At 36.8% G+C, this 23,094-nt stretch carries 21 protein-coding genes and 1 tRNA gene; 6 read left to right on the top strand and 16 right to left on the bottom strand.

The features are described 5' to 3' along the window. Nucleotides 1–14: 14 nt before the first annotated feature. Genes ACN0U3_RS03840 through ACN0U3_RS03825 form a run of 4 tightly spaced genes read right to left on the bottom strand, consistent with a single transcriptional unit; the run spans nucleotide 15 to nucleotide 4,122 of the window. Nucleotides 15–683 (bottom strand): hypothetical protein, encoded by a 669-nt coding sequence (locus ACN0U3_RS03840; protein WP_417265201.1) that lies wholly within the window; start codon nucleotides 681–683, stop codon nucleotides 15–17. A gap of 10 nt (nucleotides 684–693) precedes the next feature. Further along, nucleotides 694–2,814: a DNA topoisomerase 3 gene (locus tag ACN0U3_RS03835; protein ID WP_417265200.1), complete on the bottom strand. Its 2,121-nt coding sequence runs from the start codon at nucleotides 2,812–2,814 to the stop codon at nucleotides 694–696. Between the two features lie 3 nt (nucleotides 2,815–2,817). Beyond that, entirely contained in the window at nucleotides 2,818–3,315 is a 498-nt protein-coding gene (locus ACN0U3_RS03830) for a dihydrofolate reductase (protein ID WP_299203864.1), read from the bottom strand. A 12-nt stretch (nucleotides 3,316–3,327) separates the two neighbouring features. Beyond that, nucleotides 3,328–4,122, bottom strand: coding sequence for a thymidylate synthase (locus ACN0U3_RS03825; protein WP_299204047.1), 795 nt, complete (start codon nucleotides 4,120–4,122; stop codon nucleotides 3,328–3,330). A 201-nt stretch (nucleotides 4,123–4,323) separates the two neighbouring features. Here ACN0U3_RS03825 and ACN0U3_RS03820 point away from each other — a divergent pair, with 201 nt between their 5' ends. The 4 genes from ACN0U3_RS03820 to ACN0U3_RS03805 all read left to right on the top strand — a co-directional run bounded on the left by ACN0U3_RS03820 (nucleotide 4,324) and on the right by ACN0U3_RS03805 (nucleotide 7,510). Further along, complete coding sequence (locus ACN0U3_RS03820) at nucleotides 4,324–4,704, top strand: hypothetical protein (protein ID WP_417265199.1); 381 nt, start codon at nucleotides 4,324–4,326, stop codon at nucleotides 4,702–4,704. 327 nt (nucleotides 4,705–5,031) lie between these two features. Beyond that, complete coding sequence (locus ACN0U3_RS03815) at nucleotides 5,032–5,670, top strand: DUF4290 domain-containing protein (RefSeq protein ID WP_417265198.1); 639 nt, start codon at nucleotides 5,032–5,034, stop codon at nucleotides 5,668–5,670. Nucleotides 5,671–5,675: 5 nt separating this feature from the next. Continuing rightward, nucleotides 5,676–6,980: a UDP-N-acetylglucosamine 1-carboxyvinyltransferase gene (gene murA, locus ACN0U3_RS03810; protein ID WP_417265197.1), complete on the top strand. Its 1,305-nt coding sequence runs from the start codon at nucleotides 5,676–5,678 to the stop codon at nucleotides 6,978–6,980. Between the two features lie 35 nt (nucleotides 6,981–7,015). Then, nucleotides 7,016–7,510, top strand: a complete 495-nt coding sequence (locus ACN0U3_RS03805; protein ID WP_299203853.1) for a peroxiredoxin family protein — start codon at nucleotides 7,016–7,018, stop codon at nucleotides 7,508–7,510. A gap of 80 nt (nucleotides 7,511–7,590) precedes the next feature. Here ACN0U3_RS03805 and purS read toward each other — a convergent pair whose 3' ends face one another. The 4 genes from purS to ACN0U3_RS03785 all read right to left on the bottom strand — a co-directional run bounded on the left by purS (nucleotide 7,591) and on the right by ACN0U3_RS03785 (nucleotide 10,215). Next, nucleotides 7,591–7,842 carry a phosphoribosylformylglycinamidine synthase subunit PurS gene (gene purS / locus ACN0U3_RS03800; RefSeq protein WP_417265196.1) on the bottom strand — a complete coding sequence of 84 codons (252 nt, stop codon included), beginning with the start codon at nucleotides 7,840–7,842 and terminating at the stop codon, nucleotides 7,591–7,593. A 9-nt stretch (nucleotides 7,843–7,851) separates the two neighbouring features. Next, complete coding sequence (locus tag ACN0U3_RS03795) at nucleotides 7,852–8,703, bottom strand: CDP-alcohol phosphatidyltransferase family protein (protein ID WP_299203847.1); 852 nt, start codon at nucleotides 8,701–8,703, stop codon at nucleotides 7,852–7,854. Nucleotides 8,704–8,790: 87 nt separating this feature from the next. Beyond that, nucleotides 8,791–9,447, bottom strand: coding sequence for a hypothetical protein (locus ACN0U3_RS03790; RefSeq protein ID WP_417265195.1), 657 nt, complete (start codon nucleotides 9,445–9,447; stop codon nucleotides 8,791–8,793). A gap of 168 nt (nucleotides 9,448–9,615) precedes the next feature. Beyond that, a complete protein-coding gene (locus ACN0U3_RS03785) occupies nucleotides 9,616–10,215 on the bottom strand; it encodes a hypothetical protein (protein WP_417265194.1) in 600 nt (199 codons plus the stop codon). 352 nt (nucleotides 10,216–10,567) lie between these two features. Between ACN0U3_RS03785 and ACN0U3_RS03780 the strand changes: the two genes are divergently transcribed. Further along, nucleotides 10,568–11,611: a PorV/PorQ family protein gene (locus ACN0U3_RS03780; RefSeq protein WP_417265193.1), complete on the top strand. Its 1,044-nt coding sequence runs from the start codon at nucleotides 10,568–10,570 to the stop codon at nucleotides 11,609–11,611. Between the two features lie 35 nt (nucleotides 11,612–11,646). After that, complete coding sequence (locus ACN0U3_RS03775; protein WP_417265192.1) at nucleotides 11,647–16,791, top strand: C25 family cysteine peptidase; 5,145 nt, start codon at nucleotides 11,647–11,649, stop codon at nucleotides 16,789–16,791. A 1-nt stretch (nucleotide 16,792) separates the two neighbouring features. On the opposite strand, the gene ACN0U3_RS03770 is transcribed toward ACN0U3_RS03775, so the two are convergent. The 8 genes from ACN0U3_RS03770 to ACN0U3_RS03735 all read right to left on the bottom strand — a co-directional run bounded on the left by ACN0U3_RS03770 (nucleotide 16,793) and on the right by ACN0U3_RS03735 (nucleotide 22,842). Further along, a complete protein-coding gene (locus tag ACN0U3_RS03770) occupies nucleotides 16,793–17,692 on the bottom strand; it encodes a DMT family transporter (protein ID WP_299203832.1) in 900 nt (299 codons plus the stop codon). Between the two features lie 276 nt (nucleotides 17,693–17,968). Continuing rightward, a tRNA-Leu gene (locus ACN0U3_RS03765) sits at nucleotides 17,969–18,052 on the bottom strand. A 155-nt stretch (nucleotides 18,053–18,207) separates the two neighbouring features. Next, nucleotides 18,208–18,555: a 50S ribosomal protein L20 gene (gene rplT / locus ACN0U3_RS03760; RefSeq protein WP_299203829.1), complete on the bottom strand. Its 348-nt coding sequence runs from the start codon at nucleotides 18,553–18,555 to the stop codon at nucleotides 18,208–18,210. A 101-nt stretch (nucleotides 18,556–18,656) separates the two neighbouring features. Continuing rightward, the gene (gene rpmI, locus ACN0U3_RS03755; protein WP_417265191.1) at nucleotides 18,657–18,854 is read right to left on the bottom strand and encodes a 50S ribosomal protein L35; all 198 of its coding nucleotides are present in this window, start codon (nucleotides 18,852–18,854) and stop codon (nucleotides 18,657–18,659) included. A gap of 39 nt (nucleotides 18,855–18,893) precedes the next feature. Continuing rightward, complete coding sequence (gene infC / locus ACN0U3_RS03750) at nucleotides 18,894–19,436, bottom strand: translation initiation factor IF-3 (protein ID WP_417265190.1); 543 nt, start codon at nucleotides 19,434–19,436, stop codon at nucleotides 18,894–18,896. Between the two features lie 24 nt (nucleotides 19,437–19,460). After that, on the bottom strand, nucleotides 19,461–21,407 hold the full coding sequence (thrS, locus tag ACN0U3_RS03745) for a threonine--tRNA ligase (protein ID WP_417265189.1): 1,947 nt from the start codon (nucleotides 21,405–21,407) through the stop codon (nucleotides 19,461–19,463). An 86-nt stretch (nucleotides 21,408–21,493) separates the two neighbouring features. Beyond that, entirely contained in the window at nucleotides 21,494–21,976 is a 483-nt protein-coding gene (locus tag ACN0U3_RS03740; protein ID WP_299203817.1) for a hypothetical protein, read from the bottom strand. Between the two features lie 14 nt (nucleotides 21,977–21,990). Further along, nucleotides 21,991–22,842 (bottom strand): hypothetical protein, encoded by an 852-nt coding sequence (locus ACN0U3_RS03735; RefSeq protein WP_299203814.1) that lies wholly within the window; start codon nucleotides 22,840–22,842, stop codon nucleotides 21,991–21,993. Between the last annotated feature and the right edge of the window lie 252 nt (nucleotides 22,843–23,094).

Here is a 23,094-nt window from a genome sequence, read left to right as displayed (position 1 = left end):
TTGAATTCCATTCTTTATAGCCCTTCTTGCTCCATAATATAATCCCAACTTGCGCTACCAAACCCTCGATTGGTCCAGTTAATTATTTTTGAAGACTTGTGGTTTGACTTATAAATTAAGTTCGGATAACCGTCTGCAATAATGGTTCTTAATAATGTTGACTTAGGAAATAGTCCAACTTCAATTTTACCCTTACTTCTTTCTTCATATTCTTCTCTGGCAAGTTCATCATTGTTGACCACCAAAACGTACATGGGCAAAGCGGGGTAGATGGCCTTAACTTGTTTCATCTCTTCGAGCATGTCATAGCAATGAGGGCAACCAGGCAACGCAATCATAGTTACGCCATGTTGAAATGTATCAGCGTTCTCTCCTGCAAGTAAAATCTCACGGTATTCATGGTTGAAATCACCTTCGTAAATGGGGTTGACAGCAAACGCAATTCCAGATGCTCCAAAAAGAATTAAGGTACTCACCAATCTTCTCATGGTTAGGGAGGTGTTCATCAAGTATTGACTATACACTTGATAAATGATCAGACAAACGGCAAAAAACTGAAACATGTAAGGCAAGATTTTCGAAAAGGTAAACGATAATCCAACTTTTAATCCTAAAGAAATTATTGCATTGTGAAAGAAAACCAATACAGCTAGAGTCAATACGGAAATTCCTATTCTAATCATAATATTGCTTTTAATTTGAGTTTAAAGTTACGTTGAAATCTGAAGTAAGTTCTAATTTTCCATCAATCGATTCTTCGCTACCCGGTTTTTTAAATCCTTTTATTTTAGTTGTTTTACCTTTGGTAATAAGGTCGTTAAGTTGTTTGTTACTTAATTTTTTTCCCATGAATTCAAAAGGAATAACAAATTTGCAACCTTCTTTGTAGTGGGCGCAGCCGTAAGCCTTTTTTCCTTCTAAAAAACCTTCCTTTTTACAACTAGGGCAGTCCAATGAAGTAATGTCAACCTTTACCGTTTTTGCTCTTTTCTTTTTTGGTTTTTTCTTTTTCTCTTCCTCTTTCGTGTCGTCTAAAATACGGATCACCTTTTTTTCTGTATTGAAAAGTACCTCGTTGGTTAGATTAACGACCATTTCAATCAATTCTTGTTTGAATTGTTCTGGCTGGTATTCACCTTTCTCTATGAGTCTTAACTTGCGTTCCCAATCCCCAGTTAATTCAGGAGATTTTAAGGTTTCGTTGTCTATTACTTGGATTAAGTCAATGCCTGTATGTGTAGCCACAATTGATTTTCCAGAACGGGCAATGTATCTTCTCCTGAACAGGGTTTCAATGATATTCGCACGTGTGGACGGTCGACCAATCCCATTGTCTTTCATAAGTTCACGAGCTTCTTCGTCTTCAACATGCTTTCCTGCTGTTTCCATTGCGCGTAATAAGGTCGCTTCTGTATAGGGCTTTGGAGGTGAGGTTTGCTTTTGATCTAGACGTGCTTCATGAGGCCCTTTTTCACCCTTTTCAAAGACAGGCATTAAATTCTCGTCCTTGTTTTTGGATTTGGCGTCGTCTTTTTGATAAACCACCCTCCAACCCGGAGATAAGATTTGTTTTCCGGTGGCTTTAAATTCTAATTTCAGAACTTCCCCAAGAACAGTTGTATTGCTCACCTTACAGTCAGGATAAAAAATAGCAATAAATCGCCTTGTAATGGTATCGTATATTTTTTGCTCTTCAGGGCTTACTCCGCTCACTTTTACTCCCGTAGGAATTATTGCATGGTGATCGGTAACTTTAGCATTGTTAAAGACCTGCTTGCTTTTGGGGAGTTTTTTATTGAGTAAAGGAGCCGTTAGTTCTTTATAATACTCCAAGTTTTGCAAAATACCTGGAACTTTCGGGTAAACATCATCTGGCAAGTAGGTAGTGTCTACACGCGGGTAGGTCACCAATTTCTTTTCGTATAAACTTTGTATCAGTTTAAGCGTTTGGTCGGCAGAATACCCTTGTTTTTTATTGGCCTCAACCTGTAATGCTGTTAAGTCAAACAGCCTAGGAGGCTTTTCTTTTCCTTCCTTTTGTTCAAAAGAGGTGATCTCGAAAGGTTCATCTTTTATTTTGTTTAAAGCATATTCTGCTTTCTCTAATTTTTTAATTTTCCCCAGTACACTGTTGAATTCCGTGTCGCGATAAACGGTTCGCAACTCCCAATAATCTTGAGGTTTAAAATTGTCTATTTCTAATTGTCGGTTGACAATCATGGCCAAAGTAGGGGTTTGAACTCGACCAATTGAAAGCACTTGACGTTGTAGAGCAAATTTCTTGGTGAATAATCGAGTAGCGTTAATTCCCAATAGCCAATCGCCGATTGCTCGCGCACTACCCGCAGCGTATAAGTTGTTGAATTTATTGCCGTCTTTTAAATTGGCAAACCCTTCTTTAATTGCTTCCTCAGTGAGCGAGCTAATCCATAGTCTTTTGATGGGGGCCTTTGTACCTGATTTCAAGAAAACCCATCGTTGAATGACTTCTCCTTCTTGACCAGCATCACCACAGTTAATGATTTCAGTTGCTTCGACTAATAATCGCTTTACGATCTGGAATTGACGTTGAATCCCCTCGTCTTCGATTACTTTTACGCCGAATCGAGAAGGAACCATAGGCAGATGTCTTAGGTTCCAGTACTTCCAGTCTTCAACGTAATCTCTTGGCTCTTTTAGTGTACAAAGGTGTCCAAATGTCCATGTTACTTGGTAACCATTGCCCTCATAATAACCGTCTTTACGTTGGGTGGCTCCAATCGTATTAGCGATGTCTTTTGCGACACTTGGTTTCTCAGCAATACAAACTTTCATGAACTAGCGAGTGTATTTTTTAATAATAAATGAATAGGGGTTCTTCTCGTCTTTTTCAAACTCAAGAATATCTTCTTCTTCCCAGTTCTCCCAATTCACAAAAGGGAAAAAGGTATCGGCTTCAAAAGTTTCCTTGACTAAAGTTACATACATTTCATCAATCATATCTTGTTCTAAGGCCAATTGATAAATTTGTGCTCCTCCAATAATGAAACACTTCTGACCTTCTTCTATATGTTGGCTTAATTCCTTTAAATCTGTAATTAATGTTGCGCCTTCTGCTTTGTAATCTGCATTTCTTGAAATCACAATGTTTTTTCTATTTGGAAGTGGACGGAATTTCTCAGGAATAGATTCCCAATTCTTTCTTCCCATCACCACTGTGTGACCTTGAGTTGTTTCTTTAAAGAATTTCATGTCACGCGGTAATTTCCACAATAAGTCATTGTCCTTCCCGATTTCTCGGTGCTTTCCCATGGCTACAATCAATGCACATTTCATAATATACAAGTTTTAAACAGCAACTTTCGCCTTAATGTGTGGATGAGGATCATAACCTATCAATTCGAAATCTTCATATTTGAAGTCGAAAATACTTTTCACATCTGGATTGATTTTCATTGTAGGCAAGGGACGTATTTCTCTAGAAAGCTGCAGTTCTGCTTGTTCAAAATGGTTGGAGTATAAGTGTACATCTCCAAAAGTATGAATAAATTCACCAGCTTCTAAACCGCACACTTGGGCCAACATCATTGTGAATAATGCGTAGCTTGCTATGTTGAATGGAACACCTAAGAACGTGTCTGCAGAACGTTGGTACAATTGACAACTTAATTTTCCGTCGGCAACATAAAATTGAAATAAACAATGGCAAGGTGGTAAAGCCATTTTCTCAACATCAGCAACGTTCCATGCGCTTACGATGTGTCTTCTTGAGTCAGGGTTGTTTTTCAATTGGTCAACCAATTTCGAAATTTGGTCAATCGTTCCACCATTTCCGTCTGGCCAAGAACGCCATTGGTGACCGTAAACAGGTCCTAAATCACCGTTTTCGTCAGCCCATTCGTCCCAAATCGAAACTTTATTGTCTTTTAAATACTTGATGTTGGTGTCTCCACTGATGAACCACAACAATTCGTGAATGATCGAACGAAGGTGTAATTTTTTAGTGGTAATCACAGGGAATCCTTTGCTCAGGTCAAATCGCATTTGGTGTCCAAATACTGACCTTGTTCCTGTTCCTGTTCTGTCTCCTCGATCTGTACCGTTTTCAAGGATGTGCTTTAAAAGATGATGATATTGTTCCATGATTTGTGAAATTGAAAGGCTAAAAATAAGGCTAATTTTCATAGTAGTGAAGATAATGTTTAGGGATTTTTAAGAACATTAAGTAGAGTCGTCTGGCCTAACTGATTTTAGAAGCTTTAAGTTCAAAAAGATGAATAGAATGAGTTCAATTCTTAATTATTGACTAGAAATTTTTAACTTTCGCTTCTAATTACGAATCAAATGCGCAACTACTTTCTTATTGGGTTAACATTTATATTTTTCACTGCATGTGGAAACAGTGACAAACTTTTTCCTAAAAAGTATTTAGGAAGCTACCATGGAATTCAAGAAGCTTATGAAGTTAGTATGGGGAAGGAGCCGATAGAGATTCCTGCATCGAAATACGATTTGGTTTTGACCTATGGAAAACTTTGGTTGAGTTCTTCTAAGCAGACCTTGGAGGGAACTTATGAAGTGAAGGCCGAAACGAAAATGTATTATACTTTTGCTGTTGAATTGGAAAATGGAGTCGTGGAAGAGTGGCAACTTTGGAAAAAAGGAAAACGACTGATCCGAAAACCCACTTCTCCGCAGCCAGAAATAATTTTTGTTGCAGATTAAAATGCAAGAAGGTTTAAGAATTATTTAAATTATGAAAGATAAATAGTTGATGTTTATGATGTGAAACTCCTTAATTTTCATTATTTTCATAAAAGTGTTCCTAAAAAACGCTAACATGTCTAGGTTTGTCGGCAGAAATTAAAGAAGATTTACTATTTTTACCCCAAAACAATATTATTATGTCTAAGAGAAAGTATTTTGATGATTCAACCGTTGCATTAGGAACAATTTACACCGTCTTTTTGTTAGGAGTTATTCTAGCAATTGTTTTCTTTGGATAATCCAGTAAACAAGAAAGGACTTAACCCTAATTAAAATAAATTTACTTTGGAAGAATACACAATGAATGCCCTGTCCTATAACACGGAAAGGGCACAATTATATATTCCTGAATACGGAAGGAATGTTCAAAACATGATCAATTATGCGAAACAAATTGAATCAAGAGAAGAACGCAACCTTGCAGCAAGAGCGATCATTGATGTGATGGGGCAATTAAACCCACACCTTAGGGATGTTGAGGATTATACCCACAAATTATGGACGCACTTGTTCATTATGAGTAATTTTGAAATTGATGTAGATTCTCCTTACGAAATTCCAGAACCCGAATCTTTGTCAGAACGTCCGAAAATTATGAACTATCCTCGCAATAAAAGCAAGTATGGTCATTTTGGTCATTATGCTGAAAAAATGATTAGGGAAGCAAGTAAAATTACTGATGAAGAAGAGAAAGAGTATTTAACGGAGGTGTTGGCAAACCTTCTTAAGAAGAATTACCTGGTCTTTCACACGCAAAACGTTGAGAACAGTGCGATTATTTCTCACTTAAAAGAACTCTCAAACGGCAAGTTGAAATTGGCTGACATTAGTTTATTAAAACCTACCAATTCAATATTGAAACAAGTGGGGGTTACGCCGAAAAAACCGTCTAAAAAACACAAGTCTAAAAAACGTAGAAAATAAATATTATGGCATCATTTGAGATATATGGAGGTAAGAAGTTAAAAGGAGAAGTTATTCCACAAGGAGCAAAGAACGAAGCATTGCAAATTCTTTGTGCAGTTTTGCTTACTCCCGAAAAAGTAACGATTTCTAATCTCCCAGATATCATTGATGTTAATAAGCTGATCAATCTGCTCCAAGCAATGGGAGTTAAAATTGAAAAAGTTGAAAAAGGAACATATATTTTCCAAGCGAAAGATTTAGATCTTGATTACTTAAAATCTGAAGATTTTAAAGAACGTGCTAGTGGATTAAGAGGGTCTGTAATGATTATCGGTCCTTTATTGTCTCGTTTTGGAAAGGCTTTTATGCCGAAACCTGGTGGTGATAAAATTGGAAGAAGAAGATTAGATACGCACTTTGAAGGCTTGATCAAATTAGGAGCAAACTTTAACTTCGATTCTAAAGAACATTTCTATACCGTTGAAGCGAAAAAGCTTGAAGGAGTATACATTCACATGGATGAGGCTTCTGTTACTGGAACGGCAAATATCGTAATGGCAGCTGCTTTAGCAAAAGGTAAAACAACTATTTATAATGCGGCTTGTGAACCTTATTTACAACAATTGTGTAAAATGCTCAACAATATGGGGGCGAAAATCACAGGTGTGGGAAGTAACTTGTTACACATTGAAGGAGTAAAAGAATTGAAAGGGTGTTATCACCGAATTCTTCCTGATATGATTGAGATTGGAAGTTTTATCGGATTGGCAGCAATGACACAATCTGAAATTACCATTAAAGATGTTGGATACGAACACCTCGGTATTATTCCACAGGTTTTCCAAAGGTTAGGAATTAAATTGGAGAGACGTGGAGATGATATCTTTGTTCCTGCACAAGAGTCTTATGAAATAGATACTTTTATAGATGGTTCTATTTTAACCGTTTCTGATGCTCCTTGGCCAGGGTTTACGCCTGACCTACTGAGTATTGTATTGGTGGTTGCTACACAAGCAAAAGGAAGTGTACTCGTTCATCAAAAAATGTTTGAATCGCGCTTGTTCTTCGTCGACAAATTGATTGACATGGGAGCACAAATTATTCTGTGTGATCCGCATAGGGCTACTGTGATTGGAATGGATAGGAAAAATAGTTTGCGTGGAATTCAAATGACTTCTCCTGATATTAGAGCGGGTGTTTCGTTGTTGATTGCTGCATTGTCAGCGGAAGGCAAAAGTGTAATTCATAACATCGAACAAATTGATAGAGGGTATCAAGATATTGATATTCGTTTGAATAATTTAGGAGCAGATATCCGTAGGGTATAGTTATTGCTTATCCCAAGCTAAATACAATTTTTGATATGAAGAATTTAATTATACTCCTCGTAGGCTTTTTACCTTTTCTCTCTTTTGCACAGCCCAATAACGGAATGCGTGCAATTAATTTTACACTTCTAGATCCTGATGGAAATATGGTCGCCTTATCTGATTATAAAGGCCAACTTGTTTTACTCGATTTTTGGGCGTCTTGGTGTGGACCATGTCGAAAAGAAAACCCGAACATTGTTGAAGCATACAATAAATACAAGAATCAAAAATTCACCAATGGAAAAGGTTTTGTGGTCTTAAGTGTTTCTTTAGACAGAGCGGAAAGTGCTTGGATCGAGGCCATAGATAAAGATAACCTGACTTGGGATGGACATGTTTGGGATAAAAAAGGAGAGGTCACGAGAAAGTACGGTGTACGTTCAATACCTCATTCTTTCTTGATCGATGGTGAAGGAAAGATCGTTGCTCAGGGAGATGCTTTGAGGGGAATCGGATTGCACATTCAAATTGAGAAGTTTCTGAAATAGTAATACTTCGACAATAAGATATAAAAAAAAAAGGACTTTCAATTATGAAGGTCCTTTTTTTTTACTTGTTCAATATTTTTTTAAACTTCTGTTATAGAAAAAGTAAACTCTTCTGCATCTGGATGAACCAAGGTTTTTTTACATGCTTCTTCTACTTTTTGACTGGCTTGTGTTTGATCTTCAGCTTCAATATAGAATTGGACATGTCTTCCAACACGAGCGTTTATAATTTCAGGAAAACCTATGGATTTCATACTGTTTGTTAGCGCATCTGCTTGTGAGTCGCTTTGATCAGACTTTAACATTATGTCTATTTCAACTTTAAATTTCATGATGATGTTTTAAGAAAGTACTTTGTTGTTGATTACAGAAAGCAAGAGGTACATAAGTACGATGACAGGAATAGCCCATACCCAAAGTGCCCATATTGCAATGAGAGACAAGAGTAAAAATATATATCTGATTTGATTTCCTTGCCATTTAAAGTTGACAAATTTCAGTGCAAATAAAGGGATTTCTGCAACCAATAGAATAGAGAAAACAACAACAAAAGTCAATAAGATTTGGTCTTTAATTAAGGTCATTGAAACAACTGTTTTCCAACTTTCTTCACCAAATCCATCCCAAAGCATCAATGCAAATGAAGCAAAAAACAGACTGTTTGCTGGAGTAGGTAAACCAATAAATCCAGTAGCTTGACGTTCGTCTAAATTGAATTTGGCCAATCTAAACATGCTCATGAATGGAATTAACAAAGCAAAGAACGGCATCACTTTGTACCAACCATAAAAATGACTAGGTAGAAAGGGAGAGTTATTTCCTACAAGATCGTTGAGGAATACTTGTATCCATAGCTGAACACTGAATCCCATAGTGCCTTCAACCCACAATTCATTGAGTTGACCATCACTGGCAATAATGATGTCCCAAGCGCCAGATAAAATTAGGAGTACGAATACGATTAACCCTGGGGCAACGCCAAAAGTTACCATGTCGGCTAATGAGTCCAATTGTTTTCCGAGTTCGCCTTGCTGTTTCATTAGTCGGGCAACAAAGCCATCTAGAAAATCGCACAAGGCTCCAGCCATTATTGCTAAAACGGCCCATTCTAATCGTCCTGAAAAAGTGAGGATGATACTGGAGACTCCAAACAGTAAATTGAAGCCAGTTAAAATATTTGCTATTGTAAACATCTATGCAAAGAAACAAATAATGTTCTAATGCAGGTTTACAATCAAGAAAATTATCTTCTTTAGAATAAGATCTAAAGAAAAACAATTCTAGAACCTAACATTTAAACCAAATGAAAATGGAGGTCCACCAACACCTGCTTCAAAGTTAACACCGAAATGATCAGAGAAGAAGTATCTCGTTCCAAAACAAAAACGGCCTGAAAAAGGGAATGGAGGATTGTAAAACGGTACACTTGTGTTGTTAACGAAAGCAGATTGATAATCTGTTTCTACACCATCAATATATGCTTTGGCGAAAATAATGTTCGCACCAACTCCTCCAGAAATGTAAATATCCCATTTTGGATTTTCAACGTTAAAATGAATGTAAACTTTGGCAATCAATCGCAGTTTGTCTTCATCGAAAGCCCTCACCTCATTATGTGTTGTGTAGGTGTCTGTGTCAGGATCATACTCAGAAATAGTTTCAACAGATTCTCTTGAGAATGGTGAATAGATGGCGTCAAAACCTATTCCAAACCTTTCAGAAACGGTTAATTCTCCGCTCAGTCCAACATGACCAAATCCAGAAGACTTGTTCCCTTCTTGATATTCGGTGTCATAAATCCATTTCTTCATATTGGGAGCACCAATGTATGGTTGTAAGATAAATGTGTTTGGGGTAATGGATTGGGCGGTTAATGTATTGCTGGAAAATAATACTGCGCCTATTGTTAGTATAGAAAGTAGAACTTTTAATTTCATAGCATTGATTTTTAGTTAATACGAATTTATGTAAAATAGTTGAACTAATTTAGTCTTTTGGTGAATTATAAATGTCAATTACAAGGGATTAAAGTTTTTACCCTCATCATTTAAATCCATTAAACGAAAATAAAACACTTTGCGTTGGTAAATCGTTTTTTTTTATTTCTATAGTCGAAAAGACAAACCAAAAGAGAATGGTGGTCCACCAATACCGGCTTCAAAATTTATCCCAACATAGTGAGAAAAGTAATATCTACCCCCAAAACAGAACCGGCCTGAAACAGGAAACGGCGTATTGAGTAATGGGAATTTTGTATTGCCTTTATAATAAGCATTATAGTTTTCGTTTACACCATTACGTTTTAAACTTGTAAAAAGAATATTTGCTCCAATACCTCCTGATAAATACAAGTCCCAACTTGGATTTTCAACATTGAAATGGATGTAAATTCGAGCGATAATTCTCAATTTATTTTCAGTAAAAACTTTCGTTTCATTTGAAGAGCTGTCGATAATTGTTCTTTCAAAAGGAGAATATATTCCATCAATTCCTAAACCGATTCGCTCGGAGAGTGCCAATTCTGTAGTGACTCCAAAATGACCAAACCCTTTAGCATTAACGCTATAACCATCATACTCTGTAGTTTGCCCCAGTTGAATTGCATTGTAAGACCAAGTTTTTATATTAGGACCTCCAACATAAGGTTGAATAATAAAGTTGTTAGGCGCAATCCCTTGTCCAAAAGTGGGCAGAAAAAACGCCATAAAGAATAGTGTTGAAAATAATCGAATAGTCAATTTCATATAAATAGTATTAAGTACTACGAAACTATAGAAATAAATCCAAACATGAAACTAAAAAGAGGATTATTGCTATTAGAATAAGAGCGATTAAAGGCTTTGGAAGCAGGTCTTTAATGGGGGTTGTTTGATGTTTTGTAAATGTTTTTATAGGCGGATTAAATTCAAACAAAACTTTTTCAATCCCCTTCAATTAAGTACTTTTAGCGCTTATTGTTAAAATTAGTTATTATTTTATACAATATTTTGTGCAATTTTACGCTTTATGGATGTTATGAAAAATCACTTATTGATCCTCTCTTTTACACTAACTCTTTTGAGTGGGGCACTTTTTTCACAAGATGGAAGCGTTGCACCAAAGTACTCAAACGAATTCTTGCAGATTGGAGTTGGGGCACGTTCCCTAGGAATGGGGAATGCAATGGTTGCTGGTGTAAATGATGTTACATCTGTTTATTGGAATCCAGCGGGTTTAACTGGTGTTGAAAACAAACTAGATGTTAGTTTGATGCACTCTGAATATTTTGCTGGAATAGCGAAGTATGATTACATCGGACTGGCCCACAGTATAGACGAAAAAAGTGCTGTTGGATTTGCTGCTATCCGATTTGGTGTGGATGATATTCCGAATACAACCCAGTTAATCGACAATGAAGGAAATATTGATTATGACCGTATCACTCTATTTACCGCGGCAGATTATGGTTTTTTATTTTCTTATGGAAGAAAACTAGGAATAGAAGGTCTGAGCGTTGGAGGTACAGTGAAGGTGATTCACCGTAGAGCGGGCGATTTTGCCAGAAGTTGGGGGTTTGGACTTGATGCCGGATTACAATATTCATTGAATGACAAGTGGTATTTCGGAGCTATGGCAAGAGATATCACTTCTACTTTTAACGCATGGATTTTTAACCTTGATGCTGATATGCAAGAAGTATTTCTTGAAACAGGTAACGAAATTCCTGAAAACGGCTTAGAATTGACGATGCCAAGATTGATTTTGGCAGCACAAAGAAAGTTTGATATTGGTTGGCAGGACATTACGGTTACACCAGAAATCAATGCCGCAATCACAACTGATGGGAGAAGAAATACCTTGATTAAATCAGGAGTTGTAAGTATTGACCCAGTTATTGGACTTGAGGTAGGATGGAGAGATATGGTAGCCATCAGAACAGGTGTGAACAACTTCCAATATGTTAAAAACTTTGATGATTCTCAGTCTTTGATGTTTCAACCTAACATTGGACTAGGGGTTACATTTAAAGGAATTACCTTAGATTATGCTTTTACAAATATTGGTAATCAGTCTGAAGCGTTGTTTTCTCACGTAATTTCTCTTAAATTTGGGTTTAAATAGTACTTAACTATTTATTTAATGCTTTAGCATCACTCATGAAAAGACTGATTGTATTTATAACCATTCTATTTACATCACTTATCTCCTGGGCCCAGCCTTATGGGAATGAGTGGATTAATTACAGCCAAAAATATTATCAATTTCCAATTGTAGAGGATGGAGTTTATAGAATTACCCATCAAAACCTCCTCGACGCAGGTGTGCCATTAAATTCAATTTCGTCTAATCAATTTCAGGTTTTTGCTAAGGAAAAAGAACTTCCATTATTTGTTAAAGATAATGGGGATAACAGTATTGATGCTGGTGATTATCTTGAGTTTTACGCAGAAAAAAACGATGGCTGGTTAGATTCATTACTTTACGACCAACCTAATGATATTGGAAATCCAGCTTATTCTTTGTACAGTGATACATTATATTATTTCTTGACCTGGACAACAGGACCAACTAAGCGCTACCTTAACGAGAGTGACGTTAATTTTTCTGTTTATGCTGTAACTCCCTTTGTTTTAAGTCAAAGCGAAATCAATTATAATACTCAGTATTACGGTGGATATTCAGCCTATTCTTCGTACAGTTCTTTTTTCTCTCCTGGTGAAGGTTGGGGAGGTCCAAATTATAACGGAGCATCAAATTATACATTGACTATTCCCGTGGAGACACCGAATCTTTATACGGGAACTGGAGCTCCAGCGGCACAATTTCATGCAAAGTCCAATGCCAATTCAAATGCATCTTTTACAGGCACAGGAAATCATCATCTAAGATGGGAAATCGGGAGTAGTAATTTGATGCTTTTAGATGAAGTTTTTACAGGCTTTCGTCAAACCATTGTAAACTCTACAGTTCCTTTGAGCAACCTTTCGAACGGAACAACGAATGTCTTTTTTAAAATAATTGGCGATCAAGGGGCTGCTACAGATTATCAATCAGTGAGTTACTTGTATTTGAAGTATCCGAGAACCACCAATACAACAGCCTCATTTATCACTTGGGAGATTCTAAATGCTGGTGCTCAAGCCAAAAGTAGAATTGATATCAATGGCGCAAACTTGATCAATCCAAGTGCATATGTTACTGGTGGAAATGTTCCAAGAAAGATTCCTTTTGTAGAAAACGGTGGGGTGTGGCAAGGAATTATTCCAAATGCCACTAATGGAAACAATCAACATTTAGTGATTGCAAGTGAAACTGAAATTAGCAATATTTCTTCATTAAAAGCAGTGAATGGAACAGGTGAGTTCAAAGATTATAGTGTGTTAAATCTTGAATCTGCTTACATTATTTTATACAATAAAGTTATGCAGACCTCTGCAAGTCAATATGCCAGTTACAGAAGCTCAGTTAATGGAGGAAGCCATAACGTAGTTATGATTGAGGTGAACGACGCTTGGTTACAATATGGTGGTGGTGTTCCTAAACACATTTTAGGAACTCGTCGTGCGATCAATCAAATCTATAACTTATCGACGCAAAAACCGCTTGCATTATTTATTATTGGAAAAGGAATTTCGGAAGCCAGTGACCCCAATACAGGTTCGGCATGGACGCCAAGGAAAAACAGTGCAACGAACGCTTTGAATCTTGTACCAAGTTATGGAAATCCTTCGAGTGATTTGTGCATTACAGCAAAATGGAACGGATCAACAAGTTTTGTTCCTGCCATTCCGACGGGAAGAATCGCGGCAAGAAACAATGCTGAACTCAATATTTATTTGAATAAAATCCAGATTTATGAAGCTGCTCAAAATCAAAATGCCGTGTACAACAAGGAAACAAAGGATTGGCAAAAACAAATTCTTCATTTTGGAGGAGGGTCTTCTGCCTCCGAGCAGGCTTTGTTACAAGGATACCTCAATGGAATGAAAAACACCATTGAAGGTCCAAGTTATGGTGGAAACGTTAATTCTTACTTTAAAGAAACAACAAATCCTTTCAACCCAGTACAATCTTCAGAAGTCACTAGCTTTTTAGAAAATGGGGTTTCTTTAATGACTTTCTTTGGACATGCTTCTGCCGATGGATTTGATCAAAATATTGATGATCCTGCCAATTGGGGGAATGCTGGAAAATACCCAATGGTTATAGGAAATGGATGCTATACTGGTGATATTTTTAAATCAGGAAGTAATTCTACAGCAGAAAACTTTGTGATGATTGAAGACCTTGGAGCGATTGGTTTTTTATCTTCAACTAAATTAGGATACGCTTCATATTTAAACATGTACTCATCTGAAATTTATCGTCAAATGAGCCCAGAAAATTATGGTGCTTCAATTGGAGAACAAATGGTGCAGACCATCAATAAGCTAGAGAACATTAATCCAAGTTTCTTGACAGAAGTGACTGCGATTCAGATGATTTTGCATGGTGACCCCGCAATGAAGCTCAATTGGCATGCTAAGCCAGAGATTGATTTGACCATTCAAGATGTTTGGTTTACGCCTACCCAGGTTGATTTAACAACAGATTCAATCAGTATTAATATCGTCCTGACCAACCTAGGAAAAAGCATTGAAGACACCTTTGCGCTAAATATTACCCGTAATTTTCCAAATTCACTTGTGGATTCCGTCTACACACTTTCTGTGGCTGGATTAGATTATAAAGATACGATTATATACAGAATGCCCCTCCAAGCTACAATGGCTTCTGGGATGAATCAATTCAGTATTCAGGCGGATTTACCTTCTTTCATTCCAGAACAATACGACGAATTCAATAACAATGAAGTGAAGGCAGACTTCTTCATCAATATCGATGGAATAATTCCTGTTCTTCCTCATGATTATGCAGTAGTTCCAAATGATTCAGTAGTGCTCAAGGCTTCAACGGTTAATCCAATTGCCGGATTTAATACTTACAGGTTTGAAATTGATACCACCGACTTGTTCAATAGTCCGTTTAGAAAATACGCTACCGTTAGTGGACTCGGAGGAGTGAAAGAAGTATTTCCTAATGACTGGAAGAAAATTTCAAGTAATGCCAACGAACCATTAGTGTTGGAAGACAGTGTTGTTTATTTCTGGCGTGTAGCTGTGGATTCAAGTGTGTTGGTGTGGAGAGAGCATTCTTTTCAGTATATACCGGGAAAATCGGGGTGGGGACAAGACCATTTCTTTCAATTTAAAAATGGTGGATTCAATGGTGTTGCTTATCAACGACCAAATAGGAAAAGAGATTTTACTCCTCAACAAATAGAACTTTCTGCCCATGTTCATGACAATGCAAGTTCAGTTTACGAATACAATTCTACCCTTTGGCAAGTCAATGGTCAAAATGCTGAATATGGAATGTGTACGACCACTCCTTCTTTGCATGTTGGAGTGGTAAGCCCATCCTCCATTGAACCTTGGGGGACATTTAATAATGGTGAAAATGTGGACCATCAATTTGGGAATGCCAACAATGGTGCAGGTTGTCGAAATAGAGTAGAGTACTTCTTTATTTTTAGGCAGAATTCAGCAGCTCAGCTTCAAGCTTTTGAGAACATGGTTCTGAATGAAATTCCTGATGGTCATTATGTTGTTGTGTATTCCACTGCCCGAGCAATGTATACCCAGTGGCAGTCGCTTCATCCTTCTTTGTTTAATACCTTCCAAAGTCTTGGTGCTACGGGAATTGACCCTTCTTCTCCAGAACGTTCGTTTATCTTGATTTTTGAAAAAGGAAACCCTGGCTCTGCAACAATATTACATGCCCAAACTCCAGGAGAGTATATTTCATTGACCTCTAGTTTTACCGGTTCCGTTGGAAGTGGGGTTGAAACCTCTACCATCATCGGACCTTCTGTAAATTGGAAAACACTCTACTGGAAACAAGACAGTGCCGATATTAACCCTAATGATTCTACCCGACTTGTAATTAGAGGGCTAAATGCGAATCAACAGGTGCAATTAGAAATAGACACTTTATTTACAGCTAATGATTCAATCCTTAACTTGAACTCCATTGTTGATGCCGCGCAGTATCCATATTTACAATTAAAAGCTAAGTATTTTGATGACATTACGCTAACGCCAGCTCAAGTTGATAGGTGGCACGTCTTATATGACAGGGTGCCTGAAGCTGCAATTGATGGATCAAATGGATTTGTTTTATTACCCAATGCTAATGACTCATTACAGGAAGGTGTAGAAATGGCCTTTGCAGTGGATATTCGAAATATTAGTGACTTACCTATGGATTCTCTACTTGTACATTATTGGGTGACCGACAAAGATCAAGTGAGACACCCTATCCATTATGCGCGCCAAGATTCATTGCGTGTTGGTCAGACGCTTCGTGATACTGTAAAATTCCCTTCTTTAGGATTGGCTGGAATGAATACTTTGTGGATGGAGGTAAATCCGTACGTTAATGGAATGAATAACGAATTGAAAGATCAACCAGAATTGGCCCATTTTAACAACTTACTTCAGATTCCATTTCACTTAAACCAAGACGATATTAATCCCGTTTTAGACGTGACCTTTGATGGTGAGCATATTTTGAATGGAGATATTGTAAGTCCAGAAGCTGAGATCATCATTAGTTTGAAAGATGAGAATCCATTCCTAATTATGGATGAAGATGCAGATACGACTAATTTTGGAGTGTATCTTACCGATCCTTCAGGAGTTCAAAAACGCATCCCTTTCATAGACGGAAATGGAAATCAAGTAATGCAATGGATTCCAGCAGATGGATCTAATTTGAGATTCAAAATAATGTACAACGCGAAGTTTGAAAATGGGGGTACTTATGAATTAATGGTTCAAGGTTCAGATAAATCGGGGAATCTTTCAGGTAAAATAGAGTACCGCATTAAGTTTGACGTAATATTAGAATCTAGTATTACTCATTTGATGAATTATCCGAATCCATTTTCTACACAAACACGTTTTGTATTTACATTGACAGGTACACAAGTTCCAGACGATATAGTGATTCAGATTATGACAGTTACAGGTCGCATTGTACGAGAGATAACCGAAGATGAATTAGGCTTTATTCGTATCGGTCGAAACATTACAGAATATGCCTGGGATGGACGCGATGAATTTGGAGATCTATTGGCTAATGGAGTTTATTTATATCGTGTAAAAGCCAAGATAAATGGCGAGGATATTAAACACCGTGCTTCGGGTGCTGATCAGCACTTCAAAAAGAACTGGGGGAAAATGTATTTGATGAGATAGTTTATCTGGGTACCATTCTTGGTTTTGCTTTCTTCTCTCGGATCAAGTAAACTCCGATTAGAATGAGTGCACCACTGAAAATGTACCATGGACTAAACTTTTCTCCATCGAGTAAGCCCCAAATAATGGCAAGAATGGGTAAAAGGTAGGAAACACTACTGGCAAATATGGCTGTGGTATCTTGAATTAACTTGTAGTAAAGCACAATGGCAATGGTGGTTCCAACAACCGCTAAGATACTTACAAATCCAAATGCTGTCCAGGTCTCTGGTGTTGATTCATGACTGGTGAAAAAGCCGGTTGAGATGAGGATGATGAATGCCGGAATAGCCCACATACTAAACATGCTAGCAGTCAATTCTATGGAGGTTAAGTGTCCTAGTTTATCTTTAATGATTAAGGCTGCTATTGCATAGCAAACAGTCGCAAAGACGATTAATAGCGCGTAGCCAATTTGTGTTTCTTCAGTGCTTGACTCTGAAAAGTACATTAAGGTAGCTGCTCCAAAGAAGCCTATGATTGCTCCAAAAACTTGAGAAATCTGTGTTTTTACGCCGTAAAAAATAAATCCAATCACCAAAACAAAGATGGGAACCAATGAATCTAAAACACCCGCTAAAGAGCTACTGATGTGTGTTTGGGCCATTGGAAATAAGTACAAAGGCAAGAAGTTCCCAAAGAGTCCAGCTAGGGCAACGTAGAAAATAGATTTCTTACTCATTTTGCGTATCACAGGAATTCCAATAAATGACAAGATGATTCCTGAGATCAATACCCTCAAGGAGCCAATTTCGTATGGAGAAAACTCCAATAATGACTTTTTAATCATGATGAATGAACTTCCCCATGTTAATGCCAATACGATAAGCAAAAACCAACGGTTTCCTAAAATATTTTTCATTAGAAAAGAGACTTAAAAAATAAATACTACGATGTTCTGTGTTGGAGGAATGGAGTTCTTTTAGAATGAATTGAAATGTATGTTAACACAGATTTGATAATAATCCTTAACGGAACCTAAACGATTGCGCAAAGTTAAATCAAGTTTTCCTAAATACCATTCTGTAGACGAAAATTTGTGTTAAAATTAAAAGAGAGATTAGACTAATTATTTTTGTGGAAAAGAAAAAACCAGAGTAGAAACTACGTTTTTTACTGTTTCTAACTCTGGTTTGTGTGCCCAGAGAGGGAGTCGAACCCTCACGTCCTAATGGACACATGGCCCTCAACCATGCCTGTCTACCAATTTCAGCACCTGGGCAAAAACTGGGATTGCAAAGATAGGAAATAGAATTGTTTTAAGATATCCTATGCTGATTATTTTTTGAATGTTTATTGCTTGGACTTCGAACTAGTCTAAAAAAAAGTGGAGACTTCTTTCGAAATCTCCACCTTCATTAGTGAGTGATGAATAATTTATTTTTTTACGGTTTCTACAACAGCTTTGAATGCATCTGGATGATTCATCGCTAAGTCAGCTAGAACTTTTCTGTTTAGCTCAAGCCCACTTTTTTTGTATTGTCCCATAAATTGAGAATAGCTCATTCCATGTTGTCTAGACGCAGCGTTAATACGCATAATCCAAAGTGAACGGAATTTTCTTTTCTTTTGTTTACGATCTCTATAGGAGTAAACTAATCCTTTTTCAACAGCATTTTTCGCTACTGTCCAAACGTTTTTTCTTCTACCGTAGTAACCTTTAGCAAGTTTCATTACTTCCTTTCTTCTTGCTCTGGACGCTACGTGATTTACTGATCTTGGCATATTTTATTGTTTTTTGATGATAAGTGCTTCAATGTTTCAGAAGTCTTAGTTACTCAGCACCGGGTTTAAATACTAACCTCTGTCACCATGACAGATTAATTTTACTTCATACAAAGCATGATCTTAACGTTAGGCTGATCCGCTTTAGTAACGTATGCAGTCTTTGTTAAGTTACGCTTTTGTTTTTTTGTTTTCTTTGTAAGGATGTGACTTTTGAAAGCGTGCTTTCTCTTAATCTTCCCACTACCAGTTACTTGGAATCTCTTCTTTGCACTGGATTTTGTTTTCATTTTTGGCATATTCTCACTATTTATGTTTACTCACTAATATTATAAAGACTAATCCTTTTTAGGGTTAATCATAATTGTCATTCTTTTTCCTTCAAGTTTAGGCATTAACTCTAAGGTTCCGTAATCAGAAAGTTCTTGTGCAAAACGCAACAATAAAATTTCCCCTCGGTCTTTAAATACGATTGTACGTCCTCGGAAAAACACAAATGCTTTTACTTTAGCGCCATCTTGTAAGAATTTTTTTGCATGATCTAACTTAAAGTTAAAATCGTGTTCTTCTGTATTCGGACCAAAACGAATTTCTTTAATCGTTACTTTAGACTGCTTGGCCTTTAGTTCTTTTTCTTTTTTCTTTTGGTTATACAAGAACTTTTTATAATCCATGATCTTACAAACAGGTGGATTAGCTTTTGGCGAAATCTCAACTAAATCTAAATCTTGTTCGTCTGCTAATTTAATAGCGTCCTTAGTATCCATGATTCTTGGTTCCTGACCATCGCCAACCAATCGTATTTGTGGTACGCGGATTCGGTCATTAATCCTGTTTAATTCTTCTTGCCTTGGTTTAAATGTTCTTCTCGGTTTTCTCATTTATTTTTTTTATAAGTTAAGCGTTTAATCTTTAGGACTTAACTCTTCTTCAACTAATTTGTTTATTATTTGTATAAAATCATCAATGGGCATAGCTCCTAAATCACCTTCGCCTCTTTGACGAACTGAAATCGTGTTTGTTTCCATCTCTTTTTCACCTACAATAAGCATAAACGGGGTCTTCCCAATCTCTGCTTCACGAATTTTCTTACCTACCTTTTCGTTTCTATTGTCTATGAATCCGCGAATATCGGAATTATTTAAAACTTTAGAAACTTTTTCAGCGTATTCATTGAAATTTTCACTAATTGGAAGAATAGCGTATTGCTCTGAAGATAACCATAATGGGAATTCCCCAGCGCAATGTTCCAACAATACTGCAACGAACCTTTCCATTGATCCAAATGGTGCTCTGTGAATCATCACAGGTCGGTGTTTTTGATTGTCTGCCCCAATGTATTCTAGTTCGAAACGCTCTGGCAAATTATAGTCTACTTGGATCGTTCCAAGTTGCCATTCTCTTCCTAAGGCATCCTCAACCATAAAATCAAGTTTAGGACCATAGAAAGCCGCTTCTCCATATTCGATTACTGTATTCAATCCTTTTTCAGCAACGGCTTCTTGAATTGCTGCTTCAGCTTTTTCCCAGTTTTCATCACTTCCAATATACTTGCTCGAATCTTCAGGGTCACGCAATGAAATCTGTGCAGTAAACTTTTTGAAATCTAATGTTTTGAAAATGTAAAGTACAATGTCAATTACATTTTGAAATTCTTTCTTTACTTGGTCTTGTGTACAGAAGATATGCGCATCATCTTGCGTAAATCCACGTACTCTTGTTAAACCATGTAACTCACCGCTTTGTTCATAACGATACACTGTTCCGAATTCCGCATAACGAATTGGTAACTCACGGTAAGAATGTGGCTTCGTTTTGTAAATCTCACAATGGTGAGGGCAGTTCATAGGTTTTAATAAAAACTCTTCGTTTTCATCTGGCGTATGAATGGGCTGAAATGAATCTGCACCGTATTTGGCATAATGTCCTGATGTTTCGTATAGCTTTTTACTTCCAATATGCGGTGTAATTACTTGCTCATACCCTGCATCATGTTGTACCTTCTTTAGAAAGTTTTCTAATCGTTGACGCAATTCAGCTCCTTTCGGCAACCAAAGTGGTAAACCTTGTCCAACGTTTTGTGAAAAAGTAAACAACTCCATTTCCTTCCCTAACTTTCGGTGGTCACGTTGACGTGCCAGTTCAAGTTTTTCTAGATATTCTTTTAGTTCAGCGTTTTTAGGGAAAGTAATTCCATAAATACGTGTGAGTTGTTTGTTGTTTTCATCTCCTCTCCAATATGCACCGGCAATTGAAGTGAGCTTTAACGCTTTTATATGTCCTGTGTGAGGAATGTGAGGTCCTCTACAAAGGTCCGTAAACTCACCCTGGGTGTAGAAAGTGATTTCTCCATCTGTTAAGTCTTCTAAAAGCTCTAACTTATATGGATCCTCTTTCTCCTTAAAATAAGCAATTGCTTCATCTTTAGATAATTCTTTACGGATAAACTCGCTTTTCTTTTTTGCAAGTTCCTTCATCTTTTGTTCTACCTTCTCTAGGTCTTTTTCAACAAAAGTGTAGTCCATGAAATCTACGTCATAGTAAAAACCACTTTTAATTGGTGGTCCTATCGCCAACTTGATTCCAGGATAAAGTATTTCTAAAGCCTCAGCCATTAAATGTGCAGATGAATGCCACATTGTGGATTTACCGTCTTTGTCTTGCCAGGTGAGTAGCTTTAAGGTGCTGTCCGTTTCAATTGGACGCATTGCGTCGACAACCTCATTGTTGACTTCAGCTGCAAGTACATTTCTTGCGAGTCCTTCACTTATACCTTTTGCTATATCTAAAGAAGTTGTTCCTTTTTCTACTTCTTTAACCGATCCATCTGGAAGCGTAACTTTAATACTCATTGTTTATATCTACCTTATTTGTGTACAAAAATACGAGAATCATTTGAATAAGTCTTCTCAATAATTTAAAATATAAGATAGTTTAACTAGAATCCTAAACTTAAGGTAATTGCTCCACGACTTGGTTTTGATTTTTTAATGACATAATCAATATGTAATGAACTCAAAGTCTCAGGGTCTCCACCATAGGTTACGTAATGTTTAAGGATTTCCTCCATAGATACGTCGGCTTTCTTTCCAGAGATGTTTTTAATCTCATAGAGCTTTAAACGGTGTGGGTTATCTGGAGATAAGTCGTAAATTTCAATTGTAACTTTTCCTTCTGAGTGACTTCCATCAAAAAAGAAGTGGTAATTGTCACGAAGGAAAACAGCGATTTCTATTCCTTTGTATTGGGTGTCGTCTGTAAATTGGAAATAAGTTGTTTTTGTTCCGTCGTATTTTAGTCCTTTTGCCGTAATGTCTTTTCTCAGTTCGACCCTAGATTTTTTTACTTTCTCAATAAATTCATCTTGAGCATATGTACTAAAGATAAAAACGCAAAAAAGTGCTGTAAGTAAATTTTTCATAGTGCTATTGTTGTTTAAGAAATGATTAATTCACGAATTTCATGAATCTTTGCGGTAACAATCTTGATTTCTTCAGGGCTTAATTCAGGGAAACCTTTGGCGTTTTTGATTGAATCAAATGCCTTGTAAGTCGATTGAAGCTCCTTCATTTGAGCAAGTACTTCTGCAGTGTCTTCACCACGCTCTTTGTAAGATTCCAAACCTTTGATGGCTTGTTTTAAAAGATTCATGTGGTCAACAATCGTGTGACTTAGTTTTTTCTTGTCCTTCTTGTCAACATCGAATGTCGCTAAGTACATTCCTTCGAACCAAGCACCAGAAAATTGAACTGCTGCCAATATTCGCATGTCATTATTTTCTAAAAACTCTTGAGATCTTTCGTAAACATCAATCATTAAACTTTCCATTTCTTCTCGATCAGAAATGTTGTCTTCAATTTGTTTGGCTAAGTCTTCTTCGTTGAAGATACTTCCCATTCCGATTTTATCAGCCAGGTTTTTAATGGCATTGAAGTTTGTGATTGAAGCCTGTGTTTGGTCACTGATAATGGAGTAAACCAAGTCCGAACTGTAGACACCAAAATTCAATAATTGCTTCCCGTCTGTTGTGTATTTTTCTATGTTTTTGGGGTCATTCATGCGCGAAGCTACAAAGTCAAGACCTGCATTTTCAAAAGAACTGACCAAAGCAAATGGCCTAGGCAAAACAAAGTCATAATCATCGGAAGTATAAACATCAGTGGTGTCCACCTCGATGATGGCTGTTTTTTTTAGCTCTGGTGCTTTTGTATTTTCTTCGTTGTTTGAGCAGCTTGTGATTAAAAGGAGGCCCGTTCCTACAAGGATAAGTTTCTGGTATGTGTTCATTAGTTATAGTTTTTTTCTTGAATCAACAAAATTATAAATATTATACAATAAACCTTGCTTTACTTGCTAATTATAGGGGTGTTATAGCTCAATGTTAGGGAAAACCCTTGGTCGACTTGAGTTGATGTGACAAATATATCGAGAAATGTTAAAGACTTGTTTGAATCCATTAATCAAAACTTTTCACTTTCAATTTAAAGTGGAACTGTTCCTTAATCTAAAAATAAAAACTAATTTTGAATCTTAATTTAA

The organism is Brumimicrobium sp. (assembly GCF_048268645.1).
Taxonomy (GTDB): Bacteria; Bacteroidota; Bacteroidia; order Flavobacteriales_D; family Crocinitomicaceae; genus Brumimicrobium; species Brumimicrobium ulvae.
The sequence above is the reverse complement of the archived record's forward strand: the minus strand, read 5'-3'. Positions and strand labels throughout refer to the sequence as shown.